This is a genomic window from Paracoccus sp. N5, from assembly GCF_000371965.1.
Taxonomy (GTDB): Bacteria; Pseudomonadota; Alphaproteobacteria; order Rhodobacterales; family Rhodobacteraceae; genus Paracoccus.
Genome location: NZ_AQUO01000001.1, coordinates 2777416 through 2794933 on the forward strand (window position 1 = coordinate 2777416; position 17518 = coordinate 2794933).

The 17518-nt window shown below is 68.7% G+C and carries 16 protein-coding genes, 1 tRNA gene and 1 pseudogene; 10 read left to right on the forward strand and 8 right to left on the reverse strand.

Annotated elements, in window-relative coordinates; translation table 11 throughout:
* Window positions 1-223: 223 nt before the first annotated feature.
* Window positions 224-1867: a CTP synthase gene (locus tag PARN5_RS0114055; RefSeq protein ID WP_018000413.1), complete on the reverse strand. Its 1644-nt coding sequence runs from the start codon at window positions 1865-1867 to the stop codon at window positions 224-226.
* Between the two features lie 149 nt (window positions 1868-2016).
* Entirely contained in the window at window positions 2017-2571 is a 555-nt protein-coding gene (secG, locus tag PARN5_RS0114060) for a preprotein translocase subunit SecG (RefSeq protein WP_051070993.1), read from the reverse strand.
* Window positions 2572-2625: 54 nt separating this feature from the next.
* Here secG and PARN5_RS0114065 point away from each other — a divergent pair, with 54 nt between their 5' ends.
* The gene (locus PARN5_RS0114065; RefSeq protein WP_018000415.1) at window positions 2626-4059 is read left to right on the forward strand and encodes a cobyric acid synthase; all 1434 of its coding nucleotides are present in this window, start codon (window positions 2626-2628) and stop codon (window positions 4057-4059) included.
* Here PARN5_RS0114065 and PARN5_RS0114070 read toward each other — a convergent pair.
* The 3 genes from PARN5_RS0114070 to gltX all read right to left on the reverse strand — a co-directional run bounded on the left by PARN5_RS0114070 (window position 4056) and on the right by gltX (window position 7648).
* The gene (locus PARN5_RS0114070) at window positions 4056-4709 is read right to left on the reverse strand and encodes an SDR family oxidoreductase (RefSeq protein WP_018000416.1); all 654 of its coding nucleotides are present in this window, start codon (window positions 4707-4709) and stop codon (window positions 4056-4058) included. The genes PARN5_RS0114065 and PARN5_RS0114070 overlap by 4 nt on opposite strands.
* 185 nt (window positions 4710-4894) lie before the next feature.
* Window positions 4895-6187, reverse strand: coding sequence for a citrate synthase (gene gltA / locus PARN5_RS0114075; RefSeq protein WP_018000417.1), 1293 nt, complete (start codon window positions 6185-6187; stop codon window positions 4895-4897).
* A gap of 54 nt (window positions 6188-6241) precedes the next feature.
* Complete coding sequence (gene gltX, locus PARN5_RS0114080; RefSeq protein ID WP_018000418.1) at window positions 6242-7648, reverse strand: glutamate--tRNA ligase; 1407 nt, start codon at window positions 7646-7648, stop codon at window positions 6242-6244.
* A gap of 120 nt (window positions 7649-7768) precedes the next feature.
* Between gltX and PARN5_RS22185 the strand changes: the two genes are divergently transcribed.
* From PARN5_RS22185 to PARN5_RS0114095, 3 genes are read left to right on the forward strand one after another with little or no spacing between them, the layout of a single operon-like run.
* Window positions 7769-9937 (forward strand): ComEC/Rec2 family competence protein, encoded by a 2169-nt coding sequence (locus tag PARN5_RS22185; protein ID WP_018000419.1) that lies wholly within the window; start codon window positions 7769-7771, stop codon window positions 9935-9937.
* Between the two features lie 31 nt (window positions 9938-9968).
* Complete coding sequence (locus PARN5_RS0114090; protein WP_018000420.1) at window positions 9969-10559, forward strand: heme NO-binding domain-containing protein; 591 nt, start codon at window positions 9969-9971, stop codon at window positions 10557-10559.
* On the forward strand, window positions 10540-11508 hold the full coding sequence (locus PARN5_RS0114095; protein WP_018000421.1) for a GGDEF domain-containing protein: 969 nt from the start codon (window positions 10540-10542) through the stop codon (window positions 11506-11508). The genes PARN5_RS0114090 and PARN5_RS0114095 overlap by 20 nt, the downstream gene beginning before the upstream one ends.
* Window positions 11509-11538: 30 nt before the next feature.
* On the opposite strand, the pseudogene PARN5_RS24260 reads toward PARN5_RS0114095, so the two are convergent.
* Window positions 11539-11790 (reverse strand): annotated as a pseudogene (locus PARN5_RS24260) (hypothetical protein); the annotation flags it as partial.
* Between the two features lie 110 nt (window positions 11791-11900).
* On the opposite strand from PARN5_RS24260, the gene PARN5_RS24265 reads away from it, so the two are divergent.
* The 3 genes from PARN5_RS24265 to PARN5_RS0114110 are packed head-to-tail and all read left to right on the forward strand — an operon-like array spanning window position 11901 to window position 12959.
* Complete coding sequence (locus PARN5_RS24265; RefSeq protein WP_036744617.1) at window positions 11901-12305, forward strand: hypothetical protein; 405 nt, start codon at window positions 11901-11903, stop codon at window positions 12303-12305.
* A gap of 8 nt (window positions 12306-12313) precedes the next feature.
* The gene (locus PARN5_RS23575; protein WP_157403997.1) at window positions 12314-12637 is read left to right on the forward strand and encodes a phage portal protein; all 324 of its coding nucleotides are present in this window, start codon (window positions 12314-12316) and stop codon (window positions 12635-12637) included.
* Between the two features lie 46 nt (window positions 12638-12683).
* Complete coding sequence (locus tag PARN5_RS0114110) at window positions 12684-12959, forward strand: hypothetical protein (RefSeq protein ID WP_018000424.1); 276 nt, start codon at window positions 12684-12686, stop codon at window positions 12957-12959.
* Between the two features lie 224 nt (window positions 12960-13183).
* On the opposite strand, the gene PARN5_RS0114115 is transcribed toward PARN5_RS0114110, so the two are convergent.
* Together PARN5_RS0114115 and PARN5_RS0114120 are read right to left on the reverse strand one after the other, a co-directional pair.
* A tRNA-Asn gene (locus PARN5_RS0114115) sits at window positions 13184-13258 on the reverse strand.
* Between the two features lie 104 nt (window positions 13259-13362).
* Window positions 13363-14226: an MBL fold metallo-hydrolase gene (locus PARN5_RS0114120; RefSeq protein ID WP_018000425.1), complete on the reverse strand. Its 864-nt coding sequence runs from the start codon at window positions 14224-14226 to the stop codon at window positions 13363-13365.
* 58 nt (window positions 14227-14284) lie between these two features.
* Here PARN5_RS0114120 and PARN5_RS0114125 point away from each other — a divergent pair, with 58 nt between their 5' ends.
* The 3 genes from PARN5_RS0114125 to fabG all read left to right on the forward strand — a co-directional run bounded on the left by PARN5_RS0114125 (window position 14285) and on the right by fabG (window position 17425).
* Complete coding sequence (locus tag PARN5_RS0114125; RefSeq protein WP_018000426.1) at window positions 14285-15625, forward strand: ATP-binding protein; 1341 nt, start codon at window positions 14285-14287, stop codon at window positions 15623-15625.
* A 72-nt stretch (window positions 15626-15697) separates the two neighbouring features.
* A complete protein-coding gene (fabD, locus tag PARN5_RS0114130) occupies window positions 15698-16624 on the forward strand; it encodes an ACP S-malonyltransferase (protein WP_018000427.1) in 927 nt (308 codons plus the stop codon).
* 63 nt (window positions 16625-16687) lie between these two features.
* Window positions 16688-17425: a 3-oxoacyl-ACP reductase FabG gene (gene fabG, locus PARN5_RS0114135; protein WP_018000428.1), complete on the forward strand. Its 738-nt coding sequence runs from the start codon at window positions 16688-16690 to the stop codon at window positions 17423-17425.
* The last annotated feature ends 93 nt before the right edge of the window (window positions 17426-17518 follow it).

Here is a 17518-nt window from a genome sequence, read left to right on the forward strand (position 1 = left end):
CCGGGATGGCGCGGTTGATCTCGACGTCTCCTCCCCTGGGCTTTTGTCCCTTGGGTGCAGCCGGGAACGCCCCGGTCTCTGCAACGCTCGGTCCTGCGGCGGATCGCCCGGAACCCTAGTTGCCACTCGGTCGATGTCGTGATCCTAGCCGGTATCGGACAGCGGCCTCAAGGGCCGACCGTCCGCCTTGCCTCCGCATGGCGGCAAGTGCGCCCCTTTCTCCTTAAACCAGCCGCTCGTTTTCCATCGCGGCGCGGACGAAGCCCGCGAACAGCGGCGCCGGCTCGAAGGGCTTGGACTTCAGTTCGGGATGCGATTGCACGCCGATGAACCAGGGATGGTCGCGGTATTCCACCACCTCGGGCAGCCGGCCGTCCGGCGACATGCCCGAAAACGACAGGCCCGCCGATTCCAGCTGGTCGCGATACTTGGCATCGACCTCGTAGCGGTGGCGGTGGCGGTCCTCGATCTCCAGCGCGCCGCCATAGACCTCGGAAATGCGCGACCCCGGCGCCAGCACGGCGGTATAGGCCCCGAGCCGCATGGTGCCGCCCTTGTCGTCCGTCAGCTTGCGTTGCACGGTGTAATTGCCCTGCACCCATTCCTTGAGGTGATAGACCACCGGGGTAAAGCGGGTCTCGCCGGCCTCGTGGTCGAATTCCTCGGAACCGGCGTCGGGCATGTCGGCAAGGTTCCTTGCCGCCTCGATCACCGCCATCTGCATGCCCAGGCAGATGCCCAGATAGGGCACCTTCTTTTCGCGCGCATAGCGGGCGGCGGCGACCATGCCCTCGGTGCCGCGCTCGCCGAAGCCGCCGGGCACGATGATGCCGTTGTAGCCGTCCAGCAGATGCGCGCCTTCGCCTTCCAGTTTCTCGCTGTCCACCCAGTCGGCCTTGACGCGGACGCGGTTCGCCATGCCGCCATGGGTCAGCGCCTCGGCGATGGACTTATAGGCGTCCTCGAGCTGGGTATACTTGCCGACCACGGCGATCTTGACCTGGCCCTCGGCATTCTCCAGCCGGTCCATCACATCCTCCCAGCGCGACATATCGGGGCGGGGCGCGGGGCTGATCTGGAAGGCGTCGAGCACCGCCTGGTCGAGGCCGGCGCGGTGATAGGCCAGCGGCGCCTCGTAGATCGACTTCAGGTCATAGGCCGGGATCACCGCATCGGGGCGGACGTTGCAGAACAGCGCGATCTTGGCACGTTCCTTTTCCGGGATCGGATGCTCGCTGCGGCAGACCAGAACGTCAGGCTGCAAGCCGATGGACCGCAGCTCCTTGACCGAGTGCTGCGTCGGCTTGGTCTTGAGCTCGCCCGAGGCGGCCAGATAAGGCAGCAAGGTCAGGTGCATGAAGATGCAGCGCCCGCGCGGGCGGTCCTGCGCGAATTGCCGGATCGCCTCGAAGAAGGGCAGGCCCTCGATGTCGCCGACGGTGCCGCCGATCTCGCAGAGCATGAAATCGACCTCGTCCTCGCCCACGGCCAGGAAGTCCTTGATCTCGTTGGTGACGTGCGGGATGACCTGGATGGTCTTGCCCAGATAGGCGCCGCGGCGCTCCTTCTCCAGCACGTTGGAATAGATCCGGCCCGAGGAAACGCTGTCGGTCTTGCGGGCCGAGACGCCGGTGAAGCGTTCGTAATGGCCCAGGTCCAGGTCGGTTTCCGCGCCGTCGTCGGTGACGAAGACCTCGCCATGTTCGAAGGGGCTCATCGTGCCGGGGTCGACGTTCAGATAGGGGTCCAGCTTGCGCAGCCGGACGGTATAGCCGCGCGCCTGCAGCAAGGCCCCCAGCGCCGCCGAGGCAAGCCCCTTGCCCAGCGAAGAAACAACGCCGCCGGTGATGAAGATGTAGCGCGCCATGGAGGGGCCCCCGTGAGTGAATTCAAATAGAAAATCGCGGCCCGAATCTGGGCGGCATCACGGGACTCGAGATATAACCGGATTGTCCCGCAGCCGCAACGGACCGCCATGTGTTGTAAGGGGCGCCGAGAGCGCCCCAAGGTCTGGTGTCAGTTCTGGCCCGGGGCCGGTGCCGTCGGGCCGGCCGGCTCGGCCGGGGTCTCGGCCGCCGGCTGGGTCGCGGGCGCGCTGCCGCTTTCGGCCGGGGCCGGCGCGGCCGGGGTGTCGGCCGGGGCTGCCGGCACTTCCGTCGCCGGGGCCTGCGTCGCGGGCGCGGGCGGCGTCACCGGCTGGCCCGAGCCGGGCACCACGGGCTGGCCGGCGCCGGGCGGCGGCGCATAGTCGCCGATGCCGGGGATATTGGTCGCGGGCTGTTCCTGGCTCGCGCCGCCCAGGTCCAGCTGGTCGACGATCGAGCCGCTGGAGGCGTTGCGCGCCGCGATGATGGTCAGCGTCATCGAGGTGATGAGAAAGCCGATGGCAAAGATCCAGGTCGCCCGCGACAGCGCGTTCGCTGCCTGCCGGCCGGTCATGACCCCGCCTCCGCCGCCGCCCATGCCAAGGCCGCCGCCCTCGGACCGCTGCAAAAGCACCACGCCGATCAGCAGCACGGCAAGGATCAGATGCACGGTCAGGATGATGTTTTCCACCACGGGGCCTTTCATTCAGCGACGCGCCTATCTAGTCACCAAGGTCGGGATTGGCAAGCGGGGGCGGGCATGGGCGCGCTGATGATCCAGGGGACCGGCTCGAACGTCGGCAAGTCGCTTCTGGTGGCGGGGCTGTGCCGGGCGGCGCGGCGGCGCGGCATCAGCGTGGCGCCCTTCAAGCCGCAGAATATGTCGAACAATGCCGCGGTCACGGCGGATGGCGGCGAGATCGGCCGTGCCCAGGCCTTGCAGGCGCGCGCGGCTGGGCTGGAGCCCTCGGTGCACATGAACCCGGTGCTGTTGAAGCCCGAGACCGATCGCGCCGCGCAGGTGGTGGTGCAGGGCCGCGCCGTGGCCCGGGCGGCGGCCGCCGACTATGGCGCGCTGAAGGCGCAGCTGATGGGCGCGGTGCTGGACAGCTATGGTCGGCTGCGGGCCAGCCACGACCTGGTGCTGGTCGAGGGCGCGGGTTCGCCGGCCGAGGTCAACCTGCGCGCCCGCGACATCGCCAACATGGGCTTTGCCCGCGCGGCCGGGGTGCCGGTGGTGCTGGCCGGCGACATCGACCGCGGCGGGGTGATCGCGCAGATCGTCGGCACGCAGGCGGTGATCGACGCACAGGATGCGGCCATGATCCGCGGCTTCATCATCAACCGCTTCCGCGGCGATCCGGCGCTGTTCGACGCCGGCCGCGCCTTCATCGCGCAGCGCACCGGCTGGCCCGACCTGGGGCTGGTGCCCTGGTTCGCCGATGCCGCGCGGCTGCCGGCCGAGGATGCGGTGGACCTGCGACGCGCCTCGGGGATAGGCGGCTTGCATGTCGCCTGTCCGATGCTGTCCCGGATCGCGAATTTCGACGATCTCGACCCGCTCGCGGCCGAGCCCGAGGTGCGCCTGACCATGGTGGCGCCGGGCCGGCCGCTGCCCGGCGATGCCAATGTGGTGATCCTGCCCGGCTCGAAATCGACACGGGGCGACCTGGCCTTTCTGCGCGAACAGGGCTGGGACGTGGACCTAGCGGCGCATGTCCGGCGCGGTGGCCATGTGCTGGGGATCTGCGGCGGCTACCAGATGCTCGGGCAATGGATCCACGACCCCGAGGGTCATGACGGCGCGCCCGGCAGCACCGAGGGGCTGGGGCTCTTGCAGGTCGAGACCCGCATGGCGCCCGACAAGCGCCTGACCCGGGTCGAGGGCCACGCGCTCGGCCAGCCCATCGCGGGATATGAAATCCATATGGGCCGCAGCGCGGGCCCGGACTGCGCCCGGCCCTTCGCGCATATCCCGCAGCCCGACGGCGCCGCCAGCCCGGACGGCCGCATCGCCGGCACCTATCTGCACGGGCTCTTTGCCGAGGACGGCTTCCGCGCCGCCTGGCTCGGCCGTTTCGGCCGGCAATCGGCGCTGGATTACGGCGCGGGCGTCGAGACGGTGCTCGACCGTCTCGCCGACCATCTAGAAACCCATCTTGCCATCGACCGGCTGCTGGCGCTGGCGCGCTAGAGCAGCGCGGCCAGGATCCGCTCGGCCTCGGCCTTGCACGGGGTCAGCCGGGCACGATCCTCGCCGGGAAAGAAGCGGGCGCGCAGCGCGGTGGGCATCGGCGCGGGTTCGGCGATGGCGACGCGGGGACCGATGCTCTCGTTCTCGGCCTGCCAGCTTTTCGCCAGGGCGATCTGCGCCGCCTTGGTGGCGCCGTAGCTGCCGAAGAATTTCTGCCCGGCCCGCGGATCGTCGAAGAACAGCGCGCCGCCCTTGCGCGCCCGCAGCAGGGGCTCGAAAAGCTGGATCAGCCCGCGCGTCGCGACCACGTTCAGATCGACCGATTTCTGGAAATCCTTGGCGTCGATATGCCCGGCCGGCGACAGCGGCGCGGCATGGATCGCGCAATGCGCCCAGAGATCCAGGCCGCCCCAGCGGCCCAGCACGGCCTGGGCCAGCTGCACCATGGCCTGTGGCTGGCCGACGTCCATCGGCGCCAGCGTGGCCGCGCCGCCGGCCTTGCGGATGCGGTCGTCCAGCTCTTCCAGCGCCCCGGTGGTGCGGGCCACGGCCAGCACATGCCAGCCGCGCCCGGCCAGGCTTTCCGCCAAAGCGGCCCCCAGGCCGCGCGAAGCGCCGGTGACCAGCGCGATCTTGTCATGCTCGCTCATGCCGGTGATGTCGCATCGCCGCAGGCCATGCGCAAGCCCCTGCCGTGTCGCAGGTAGCCTAGCCTCTCTTTTGTGGAAAAATATCCCGGGGTGAGGCCCGAAGGGGCGAGGGGCAGAGCCCCTTTCTTCCCACGAAAAACGGCCCCGGATCGCTCCCGGGGCCGTCGATGATGGCGGTGGCGGCTTCAGCGCGCGTCGAGCGGCTTGTAGTCGCGGCGGGGGGAGCCGATGTAGAGCTGGCGCGGCCGGCCGATCTTGTTCTGCGGATCGGCGATCATCTCCTTCCACTGCGAGATCCAGCCGACGGTGCGCGACAGCGCGAAGATCGGCGTGAACATCGAGGTCGGGAAACCCATCGCTTCCAGGATGATGCCGGAATAGAAGTCCACGTTCGGATAGAGCTTCTTCGAGACGAAATACTCGTCCTCCAGCGCGATGCGCTCCAGCTCCTTGGCGACTTGCAGCGTCGGGTTGTTGTGCACGCCCAGAAGGTCCAGCACCTCGTCGGCCGATTCCTTCATCACCTTGGCGCGCGGGTCGAAGTTCTTGTAGACCCGGTGGCCGAAGCCCATCAGGCGGAACGGATCGTCCTTGTCCTTGGCGCGGGCGATGAATTCCGGGATGCGCTCGACGCTGCCGATCTCGCGCAGCATCTCCAGGCAGGCCTGGTTGGCGCCGCCATGCGCCGGCCCCCAGAGGCAGGCGATGCCGGCCGCGATGCAGGCGAAGGGATTGGCGCCCGAGGAACCGGCCAGCCGCACGGTCGAGGTCGAGGCGTTCTGCTCGTGATCGGCATGCAGGGTGAAGATGCGGTCCATGGCGCGCGACAGCGCCGGATCGACATGATAGGTCTCGGCCGGGACCGAGAAGCACATATGCAGGAAATTGCTGGCATAATCCAGCTCGTTCCGCGGATAGACGAAGGGCTGGCCCAGCGAATATTTATAGGCCATGGCGGCGATGGTCGGCACCTTGGCGATCAGCCGGATCGAGGCGATCTCGCGCTGCATCGGGTCGTTGATGTCGATCGAGTCGTGATAGAAGGCCGACATCGCCCCGACCACGCCCACCATGGTCGCCATCGGGTGGCTGTCGCGACGGAAGCCGCGGAAGAAATAGTGCATCTGTTCATGCACCATGGTGTGGCGCGTGATGCGATTCTCGAAATCCGTCAGCTGGTCCTTGTTCGGCAGTTCGCCGTAAAGCAGCAGGTAGCAGACTTCCAGGTAATGCGACTGCGCCGCCAGCTGCTCGATCGGATAGCCGCGATACCACAGCTCGCCCTTGTCGCCATCGATATAGGTGATGGTCGAATCGCAGGACGCGGTGGACGTGAAGCCCGGGTCATAGGTAAAGACATCCGCCTGGCCATAGAGCTTGCGAATGTCCAGGACATCCGGCCCGGCCGTGGGCGAGAGGATCGGAAGCTCGAGCTCCTTTCCTTCGACGAGCAGCTTTGCGGATTTGCTTTCTGCCATTCCCTGTTCCTTTCACCTGTCTCCGGCAAGCCGCCGGGTGATGGGCGGCGGGCCTCAGCCCGCCTGATCCTGCAGCCGGGCCAGCGTCTCGTCGCGGCCCAGTGCCATCATCATGTCGAACACGCTGGGGGTCGAACTGCGGCCGGCGAGCGCGGCGCGAAGCGGCGCCGCGACCTTGCCCAGTCCCAGTCCGTGCGACTCGCCAACCGACTTGGCGATCGCCTCGAGTTCGTTGCGCTCCCAGCTAGCATGCTGCATTGCGGCAGTCAATTCGCCCAGTATACCACGGGATACAGAATCCAGCGCGGCCGCGGCCTTGTCCTCGAGGGCGAGCGGGCGCGAGACCAGCGCGAAATGGCCCTGTTCCAGCAGCGCCGGCAGGGTTTTCGCCTTGGCCTGCAAGGCGGGCAGCGCCGCCGCCAACCGCGCCGCCTGGGTGGCGTCCAGCGCCGGCTCGGCCCGCGCGGCGCGGAAACCGGCGATCTCGGCCATCAGCGCCTGCGCGTCCATGCGGGCGATGTGCCAACCGCTGACATGCTCGAGCTTCTTGAAGTCCAGCCGTGCCGGCGCCTTGCCGATTCCGTTCAGGTCGAACCAGTCGCGGGCCTGGGCATCGTCGAAAAGCTCGTCGTCGCCATGGCTCCAGCCCAGCCGGGCCAGATAGTTGCGCATCGCCGCGGCCGGATAGCCCATGGCGGCGAATTCGTGCAGCCCGACGGCGCCATGGCGCTTGGACAGCTTCTTGCCGTCCTCGCCATGGATCAGCGGGATATGGGCAAAGACGGGCAAGTCCCAGCCCATGGCCTGATAGATCTGGATCTGCCGCGCGGCATTGGTCAGGTGGTCGTCGCCGCGGATGACATGGGTCACGCCCATGTCGTGGTCGTCGACCACCACCGCATGCATATAGGTCGGCGTGCCGTCCGAGCGCAGCAGCACCATGTCGTCGAGCTGCGCATTGCCGAAGGTGACGTCGCCCTGCACCGCGTCATGCACCACGGTCTCGCCGTCGCGCGGCGCCTTCAGGCGGATGACATGGGGTGCATCGGGATGGGTCGCCGGATCGGCGTCGCGCCAGGGCGACAGGAACAGGGTCGAGCGGCCCTCGGCTTTGGCCTTGTCGCGGAACGCCTCGATCTCTTCGGCGGTCGAGAAGCATTTGTAGGCAGTGCCGTTCGCCAGCATCTCGCGGGCGACCTCGGCATGGCGCTCGCGGCCGGCGAACTGGCTGACGGGCGCGCCATCCCAGTCGAGGCCCAGCCAGCGCAGCCCTTGCAGGATCGCCTCGGTCGCCTCGGGGGTCGAGCGGGCGCGGTCGGTGTCCTCGATGCGCAGCAGGAATCTGCCGTTCCGGCCGCGGGCATAGAGCCAGTTGAAAAGCGCGGTGCGCGCGCCGCCGATATGCAGATAGCCGGTGGGCGAGGGGGCAAAGCGGGTCACGACGGGGCGGGAATCGGTCATCGGGTCAGGTCGGTCCAGAAATCGGGGTTTCGTGCGCTGCCGTTAATCCTTTTGAAAGAGTCGGCATGCCAATCTTGGCGCAGTGATAAGCAACTGGCGTGACAAGGACAAGTTTCGGCGATGGAATCGGTAAATGCGCGCCTTGGCGGGGGGCTGCTGGCGCCGGCCCCGCCGCGGGCGGCGCCGGCTGTCCCGCGCCGCGCTCCGGTGGCGATCCGGGCGGGCATGCTGCCCTGGGCGCCGTTCTGGCTGGCCCTAGGCATCGGCGGCTGGTTCCTGCTGCGCGATGAGCCGGGGCGGGGTTTCTATGCCGCGCTGCTGCTTTGCGCCTGCGCCGGCCTGATCGGACCGGCGCTGGTGCTGCGGCTGGCCGAACGCGGGCGCTGCGGCTGGATCTGGGCCGATCGCGGCCGGCTTGCGGGGCTCGCGCTGCTGCTGATGGCGCTTGGTGCCGGGCTCAGCGGCTTTCGTGCGCATCTGGTCGCGGCCCCGGTGCTGGGCTTTCGCTATTACGGCCCGGTCGAGGGGCGGGTGATCGGCATCGACCGGTCGTCGAGCGACCGCATGCGGTTGCTGCTGGACCAGGTGAACCTGCGCGACGTGCCGCCGGGCCGGGTGCCGCAGCGGGTGCGAATCTCGCTGATGAACGCCCAGGACCTGCCGGTGCCGGGGCAGCGGGTGATGATGACGGCGCATCTCGGCCCTCCGGGCGGGGCGTCGGAGCCGGGCGGCTTCGATTTCCGCCGCATGGCCTGGTTCGAGCGGCTGGGCGCCATCGGCTATGCCCGCACCCCGGTCCTGACCGTCGCCATGCCCCGCGACGACGGCGCGCTGGCGCTGCACCGGCTGCGCATGTCGCTGGCCGAGACCATGCGCGAGCGCATCGGTGGGCAAGAGGGCGCGGTCTCGGCGGCGCTGGTCACCGGCGACCGCTCGGGTATCTCCGAGCAGACGAACGAGATCATGCGCGCCTCGAACCTTTACCACATCATCTCGATCTCGGGCCTGCACATGAGCATGCTGGCGGGATTCGTCTACGCCGCCTTGCGCATCGCCGGGGCGGCGGCGCAGGGGCTGGCCGGGGCGCGCGGCATCGCCGTCCACAAGCTCGCGGCCGCCGGCGCGCTGGTGGTCGCGGCGCTTTACCTGTGGCTCTCGGGCGGCGGCGTCGCGACCGAGCGGTCCTTCGTCATGGTCGCGGTCATGCTGGTCGCGATCATCGTCGACCGCAGGGCGGTGTCCCTGCGCACCGTGGCGGTCGCGGCCGTGCTGGTGCTGGTCCTTGCGCCCGAGGCGCTGACCGAGCCCGGCTTCCAGATGAGCTTTGCCGCCACCGTGGCGCTGATCCTGGTGCAGGAGCCCTGGCTGAAGCTGTCGCCCTATCTGCCCTGGTGGGCGCGTCCGGTGGCCATGTTGGTGCTGTCCTCGGCCGTGGCGGGGCTGGCCACATCGCCCATTGCCGCGATCCATTTCGTGCGGATGACGCAATACGGCATGCTGGCCAACCTGCTGGTGGTGCCGGTGGTGGGCATGCTGGTCATGCCTGGCGCGGTCTTTGCCGCGGTGCTGGCGCCGCTGGGACTGGCGCAGCCGGCGCTGTGGCTCATGGGGCTGGGCACCAAATGGATGCTCTGGGTCGCGGCCTGGGTCGCGGGGCTGAACGGCGCGGTCACGCTGGTGGAGGCGCCGCCGCCCGCCGTGCTGCCGCTGCTGGCCCTAGGCGCGGCGCTGCTTTTTCTCGGCCCGCTGACCGAGGCGGGGCGTCTTTTCCTGCTGCTGCGCCGCATTCTGGGCGCGGGCCTTCTCGCCGCCTCGGCGCTGACCTGGTTCTGGTCCGAGCGCCCGCTGGTTCTGGTCTCGGCCGAGGGCGATGCGGTCGCCGTGCTGACCCGGGCAGGGCGCGTGCCCTCGAAACCCCGGGGCGGCGGCTTCGCGATCCAGAACTGGCTCGAGGCCGACGGCGATTCCGCCGACCAGCGCACGGCGGCGGCGCGCGCCTTGTGGACGGGTCCGAACGCGGACCGCCAGGCCATGCTGGGGGCCGGCGACGGATCGTTGCGGCTGCGCCATCTGACCGGCAAGACCGCCGAGGCGCTGGACCGGCTGGACTGCCAGGGCCCGACCATCGTCGTCGCCGATCGCAAGCTGACGGCCTCTGGCGATCCCGACTGCATCGTGCTGGATGCCGCGCGCCTGCGCAGAACCGGGGCGGTGGCGATCGGCATCGAACGGGGCCAGCCCCTGCTGAGACCGGCGCAAAGCCCGGGTCCAGGCCGGATCTGGCAATGACCCTAAGCGAGAAACAGGAGCCGAGCGCGCCATGCATGGTCTGGTGAACAGGTCGATCGAGGGCTTCCTGCGCACCTCCTATGGCGCCGAGGTCTGGGATGTCGTGGCCCGCAACGCCGGCGTCGATCCCGAGGGGTTCCTGACCTGGACCCCCACCGCCGACGAGGTGACGACCGCGGTGCTGCGGGCCACCGCGATGCAGTTGCGGAAATCGGTCGGAGAATGCCTCGAGGACATCGGCGCCTGGCTGACCCGGCAGGAAGAGATCCGCCGCCTGCTGCGCTTCAGCGGCTCGGACTATCCCGAGTTCCTGGAATCGCTGCACGAGCTTCCCGGCCGCATCGCGCTGGTGATCCCCGACCTGGCGATCCCCGAGTTGACGGTCACCTGCGAAAGCGAGGGCAGCTATGTCATCCATCCCGCCTGGCATTGGCCGGGTTTCCTGCGCGTCACCGCCGGCGTCATCCGGGGCATGGCCGACGATTACGGCGCCCTGGCGCTGATCTCGGTGCAGGCGGGCCGCATCTCCGTCACCGTGGCGCTGACCGATTTTGCCGCGCAGCGTCGCTTCAGCCTTGCCCCCGATGCCCAGGATTCCGCCGATGCGCGTCGACGCCCGTGATCTTTTCGAACTGATGCCGATGCATCTTTGCCTGGACGGCTCGGGCGGGATCGTCTCTTGCGGACGCACCATGGCCCGGCTCCTGCACGGCCGGGACCGCATCGACCAGGCTTTCATCCACATCGGCCGCGACGGTCAGGAGACGACGCTGGAGGACATGCTGGCGCGGATCTCGTCCGGCAAACGGGTGTTTCTGAACCTGCGCGCGCATCACGACATCTATCTGCGTGGCCATGGCGTGCAGACCTCCGACGGGCTGGTGCTGTTGAACCTCGGCTTCGGTGCCTCGCTCTATCCGGCGATCCGGGCTTTCGACCTGAGGGATTCGGATTTCTCGCCCTCGGACCAGGCGATCGAGTTCCTGTTCCTGCACGAGGCGAACAAGGCGGCGCTGGCCGAATTGTCGCGCGTCAACAAGAGCCTGAAGACCGCGCGCGAGCATGCGCAGATCATGTCCGTGACCGATCCGCTGACGGGTGTGCTGAACCGCCGGGGTTTCGACATTGCCTTCCAGAGGGCCATGGAGCAGCGCGAGCACATGCCCTTTGCCCTGGTCCACTTGGATCTGGACCATTTCAAGCAGGTGAACGACCGTTTCGGCCATGCGGCCGGGGATCGCCTGCTGCAGCTGGCGGCAGAGGCCATCCGCTCGGAACTGCGCGCCAGCGACAAGGTCTGCCGCGCCGGCGGGGACGAATTTCTGGTGCTGATTTTCTCGACCACCCGCCCCGAGGCGCTCCAGAAGGCCTGCGGCCGGATCATCTCTCGCCTCGAAACCCTCGAGGGCGCCGAGCACGATCAGCGGATCTCGGCCAGTATCGGCATCGCGGTCTGCCCGCCGGACCCCGCGATTGGGGAGGCCGACCTGTTCGAACGCGCGGACAGTGCGCTTTATCGGGCCAAGGCTTCGGGCCGGGGGCGCGTGGTCATCTGGCAGGCAACGATGTAATTCGGGCGGTCCAGAGTCATTGGGCGTCCCTTTCGCCCGCAGGCTCCAGGCCGTGCGCTGCGTCTTGCGGTAGATCGCGTCGATCATGACAACCTTCTCCTTGCCGCCTTCCGAAGCCAGCCCCACCATCATCCGGGCGAAGACGCCCCGTTCGGGGCTGCACTCGAACGGTGGCGTTTGCCACTTACCCACTCGCTTCCATCTGTTGCCGAGCGTCTTGGTCCGGCGGTATTCCCGAGGCGCGTCGCACCATCGCAAACCATTGCGATTGATAAAGACCAAGCGACGTGCTGCGATCTCGGAAGGCTCTGCTACGCTGTCGGCCACCATCGGCGGGGCGGCTGGCCTCTGGTCACGTTCCTTTGCCATGCTTGGTGCCCGAACCCTCGGACGTGCTGACGCTCGACATTCTGGGGGCCGTGGGACTGGACCTGTTCTTTCGCGGGCAATCCGTCTGGCATATCTCGCTGAATGGCTCTGCGATCCAACTGCGCCGCGCGGCCTTTTGGGACATGGTGGAACGCGACCGCTGGAGCCTGACCTTGCCGCGCCCGACCGGCACGGATACGATCAAGGCTCTAGGCGATGAAGTGCTTTCGCTGACCATTGGGGCCAGTCCCGAGACGCCTTGGCAGGGATGCGGGCCGCTGTCTGCCGATCCCGGCCACCATTCCCTAGGAACAGCAAACGAAAGCAATCCAAGGGCTGCGCACCGCTCTTTGGCCGTGGTGACCTCGAAAAAGGATTACGGCCACCACACGGGCGGTCCCGTCCTGAATTCAAGCGCATTGACCTGACGCCCGACATGGCAAAGGCGGGGCTGGGCGAGACGGCACGCGACCTTTACGACCGGGTGCTTGCTGCATGTGGAATCCCGCCCGGTATGCTGACGGCCTCGGGGAACGCGGGTGCGATCCGGGAACAGATGCGGGCCTTTGCGCTGACCACGCTGGACCCTCTCGCCCGCATGATCACGCCCGAACTGTCGCGCAAGATCGGCGTATCCCGTCTTGGCCTTCAAGACCTCATGTCGGCTGACGTGGCGGGCCGTGCCCGTGCTGTCGGCTCGCTGGTGCAGTCTGGTGTTCCCCCTCAACACAGCCATGGCGCGTGGGCTAGGACAATGTGAGCCTGCCCGAGGGCGCCAGCAAGCCGATTGCGGCGGGGGGCGAGTGATGAACCCGAAACACCTTTTCCAGAACCTGCAACGCGCGGCGAAGCTGCACCCGGCTTGCCGCCATGTCTCAATCTGGCAAGTGGCCCGCGACTCGAACGGCCAAGAAATCGTCGGCGAAGATGACTCCTATGAATGGGCCAAGCTCTGTCATGCTCACGCCGTCTATGCCTTCGGCCGGCCCGACGAATGGGCGGGCGCTACGGGCGAGTACTCGGGCACGCTCGAGATAAGCATCCTGCCCGATCCGGTGACGCTCAACTCGCTGGCCCGGTGATCCAACGCCCGAGGTATCCCTTGCCATGACAAGGAGCGGGGCGATGCCATGGGCTTCGTGCAAACATTTGCATGTCGTGAGCCGCTGGCCGGGGATGTGGCCCCCGCGATCTTGTCTGACGGGTGAGTCATTCCTGCCACAGCGATAGACGGGAAGTCTGCTATTTGCTGCTACTAGCCGATTTTTGGGGTGGGGTAATATGCTGCCAAGTCTTTGATTTTACTTGGCTCCGGCGGTAGGGATCGAACCTACGACCAATTGATTAACAGTCAACTGCTCTACCGCTGAGCTACGCCGGAACACGGGGCGGTGTATAGCCTCGCCTCTCGGAGGCGTCCAGAGGCATTCGCGGATTTTTTGCATCTTCGCGAAAAATCCTCCAGCGCCCGCGCCACCAAGGAAGTCAATGCGCGGAAAACACTGAATTCGCTGCGATTTGACCGGTGGTCGAGACCGCGCCAAGCTCGGAGAGCGCGATCAGATGCGCCAGGACGTTGCGCGTCGCCGCCGGAATCAGCGCCGGCGCCACGTCGTAGATTCGCCGCGCCAGCGCCGTCGCATCGGCCGGGCCCTCGCGCAGGGCGGCGAGGATCTGCGCCGTGCGCAGGCGCCGGTGCGCCGCAAGCTCGGAGAGGCGCGCGGCAGGGTCGGCGACCGCTGTGCCATGCGCGGGCAGAAGCTCGGCCGCGCCCAGCCGGTCCAGCCGCGACAGGGTGCGGAAATAGTCGCCCAGATCGCCGTCCGGCGGCGAGATCAGCGTCGAGGACCAGCCCATCACCACGTCGCCGCAGAACACCCGGGCGCCGTCCTGAAAGCTCAGGTGGCCGGCGAAATGGCCGGGCGTGTGCAGCGCCACCAGCCGCCATTCGTCGCTTTCCACCACCGCGCCATCGGCCAGCGCCACGTCGGGGGCAAAGTCGCGGTCCAGCCCCTCGCCGCCGGCGATGCCGCCCTCGGCCGCCAGGCGCTGCATCACGGCCGAGCGTCCGGCCTCGGCCGGGCCGAAGCCCAGGATCGGCGCGCCGGTCGCCTGCGCCAGGGCGCGCGCACCGCCGGAATGGTCCAGATGCGCGTGGGTCACGAAGATATGGCTGATCCGCCCGCCGGCTGCGGCCAGGATCGCCGCGCGATGCGCGGGCAGGTCGGGGCCGGGGTCGATCACCGCGACCTGGTCGTGGCCCAGCAGGAAGGTATTGGTGCCCGGCCCGGTCAGCGGCGAGGGATTGTCGGCGGCAATGATCCGCAGGTCTTTCGTGGCATGTGTCATGCCGCTAACCTAGACGCGGGTCGGCCGGCTTTCCAAGGCCGCAATGAGGCGAAGGGCGATGAATTTCGACTGGCTGAAGCGTTTCATGCCGCGCGGGCTCTATGGCCGCGCCGCGCTGATTCTGTTCCTGCCGGTGGTCGTGGTGACCGTCGTCGTCACCGTCATGTTCCTGCAGCGCCATTTCGAGGACGTGACCCGGCAGATGACCAGCGGCATGACCGGCGAGATCGGCCTAGTCGCGGCGCGGATCGAGGCGGCGCCGGACCTGGCGGCGGCGCGGGCCTCGGCCGATGCGGTGGCCGGGCCGCTGGGGCTGGCGCTGACCCTGCCGGCGCCGACCGCGCGGGGCGACCGGCATGCCTTCTATGACCTCTCGGGGCGCATCGTCATCGCCGAGCTGCACGCGCGCGTGCCCGCGGTCGGGGCGGTGGACCTGGGCCAGCGCCGCGAGGTGCGGGTCACGCTGCGCAGCCGGCATGGCGATTACCTGCTGGTGTTTCCGCGCGCCCGGGTCAGCGCCTCGAACCCGCACCAGCTGCTGGTGCTGATGGTCGGCACCTCGCTGTTGATGACCGCCATCGCGACGATCTTCCTGCGCAACCAGCTGCGGCCGATCCGGCGCCTGGCGCGCGCCGCCGAGGAATATGGCAAGGGCCGCATCATCCCCTATCGCCCGGCCGGGGCCAGCGAGATCCGCAGCGCCGGTACCGCCTTCCTGGAGATGCGCGCCCGCATCGAGCGCCAGAACGAGCAGCGCAAGCAGATGCTCTCGGGCGTCAGCCACGACCTGCGCACGCCGCTGACCCGGCTGCGGCTGGGCCTGTCGATGCTCTCGCCCGATTACCCGCCCGAGCCGGACGAGATCGCGGCGCTGGAAAGCGACGTGGCGGCGATGGGCACCATGGTCGATGCCTTCCTGGACCATGCCCGCGACGCGGCCCAGGACGCGCCGCCGCGATCGGAACCGGCGCTGGATTTCCTGCGCGGCATCGTGGCGGATGCGCAGCGCGGCGGCCAGGACGTGCGGCTGCACGCGCTGACCGGCGACGAATCCGGCCGCGCCACCTTCAGCCGCGACAGCCTGCGCCGCGCCATCGAGAACCTGATCGGCAATGCCGTGCGCTATGGCGAGCGGGCCGAGGTCGATGCCGCGCTGGGGCCGAGCTATTTCCGCATCTCGGTCGAGGACGACGGCCCCGGCATCCCGCCCGAGCGGCGCGAGGAGGCGCTGCGGCCCTTTACCCGGCTCGATCCGGCGAGGAACCAGAACCAGGGCCAGGGCGTCGGTCTGGGCCTGGCCATCGCCGCCGACATCGCCCGCGCCCATGGCGGCCAGTTGCGGCTGGGCGAGGGCGAGCGGCTGGGCGGCTTGCGGGCCGAGATCGTCATTCCGCGCTGAGCGGCGCGGTTGCGGGATGCCCCGCCGCGGGCTAAGCCTGTCACAAAGACATAAGACAGAAGGGATTCCGCGATGCGGGCATTCGTATTTCCGGGGCAGGGCGCCCAGGTCGTCGGCATGGGGCGCGAACTGGCCGAGGCCTGGCCGGCGGCGCGCGCGGTCTTCGACGAGGTGGACGAGGCGCTGGGAGAGAACCTGTCGGAACAGATCTGGAACGGCGACATCGAGACCCTGACCCTGACCCAGAACGCCCAGCCGGCGCTGATGGCGACCTCGCTGGCCGCCTTCCGGGCGCTGGAAGCCGAGGGTTTCGGCATTGCGGACGCGGATTTCGTCGCCGGCCACTCGCTTGGCGAATATTCGGCGCTTTGCGCGGCAGGCGCCCTGAGCCTCGCGGATACCGCGCGGCTGTTGCGCCTGCGCGGCCAGGCCATGCAGGAAGCGGTGCCGGTCGGGCAGGGCGCCATGGCGGCGATCCTGGGCCTCGATTTCGCCGCGGTGGACCAGATCGCGCGCGACGCGGCCGAGGGCGAGGTCTGCCAGGCCGCCAATGACAACGACCCGGCGCAGGTGGTGATCTCGGGGCACAAGGAAGCGGTCGAGCGCGCGGCGGCGCTGGCCAAGGAGCGCGGCGCCAAGCGGGCGCTGATGCTGCCGGTCTCGGCGCCGTTCCATTCGGCGCTGATGCAGCCGGCGGCGGCGGTGATGGCCGAGGCGCTGGCGGCGGTCGAGATCGCCGCCCCCGCCGTGCCGCTGGTCGCCAATGTCCGCGCCGAGCCGGTGACCGAGCCCGGCGCGATCCGCCGGCTGCTGGTCGAGCAGGTGACGGGCTCGGTGCGCTGGCGCGAGTCGGTCGCGTTCCTGGCCGAGGCCGGCGTGACGGAGTTCTGGGAGATCGGCGCCGGCAAGGCGCTGTCGGGGATGATCAAGCGCATCTCGAAAGAGGCGGTGACGCGGCATATCGGCGTGCCGGCGGATATCGCGGCGCTGAAGGCATAAGGGGGCTCCGCCCCCATCCCTGCGGGATTCCCCCGGGGTATTTGGAAAACGGAGAAGAGCTTGATGTTTGATCTGACGGGCAGGAATGCGCTGGTGACCGGGGCCTCGGGCGGGATCGGCGGCGCGGTGGCCGAGGCGCTGCATGCCGCCGGCGCCACGGTGGCGCTGTCGGGCACGCGCGAGGCGCCGCTGCGCGAGCTGGCCGAGAAGCTGGGCGCGCGGGCGCATGTCGTGACCGCGAACCTGGCGGATGCCGCCGCCGTCGAGGCGCTGCCCAGGGCGGCGGCCGAGGCCATGGGCTCGGTCGATGTGCTGGTCAACAATGCCGGCATCACCCGCGACAACCTGTTCATGCGCATGTCGGACGAGGAATGGGCGCAGGTGATCGAGGTGAACCTGACCTCGAGCTTCCGGCTGTGCCGGGCGGTGCTGCGCGGCATGATGAAGGCGCGCTGGGGCCGGATCGTGAACATCGGCTCGGTCGTCGGCGCCACCGGCAACCCGGGGCAGGGCAATTACGCCGCCGCCAAGGCCGGCCTCGTGGGCATGTCGAAGAGCCTGGCCTATGAGGTCGCCTCGCGCGGGATCACGGTGAATTGCGTCGCGCCCGGCTTCATCGAGACGGCGATGACCGACAAGCTGAACGACGAGCAGAAGGGCCGCCTCCTGACGCAGATCCCGGCCGGCCGCATGGGTTCCGCGCAGGAGATCGCCGCGGCGGTGCTGTATCTGGCCAGCCCCGAGGCGGGCTATGTCACCGGCGCGACCCTGCATGTCAACGGCGGCATGGCGATGCTTTGATCGTGGTTTATGCGGGTTGCAAGATCACGTCTCCGTGCTATATCCCGCACACAAGGCTGCAGGGGAACCGCCCTGGGCTGCGCCCGGCCTTGG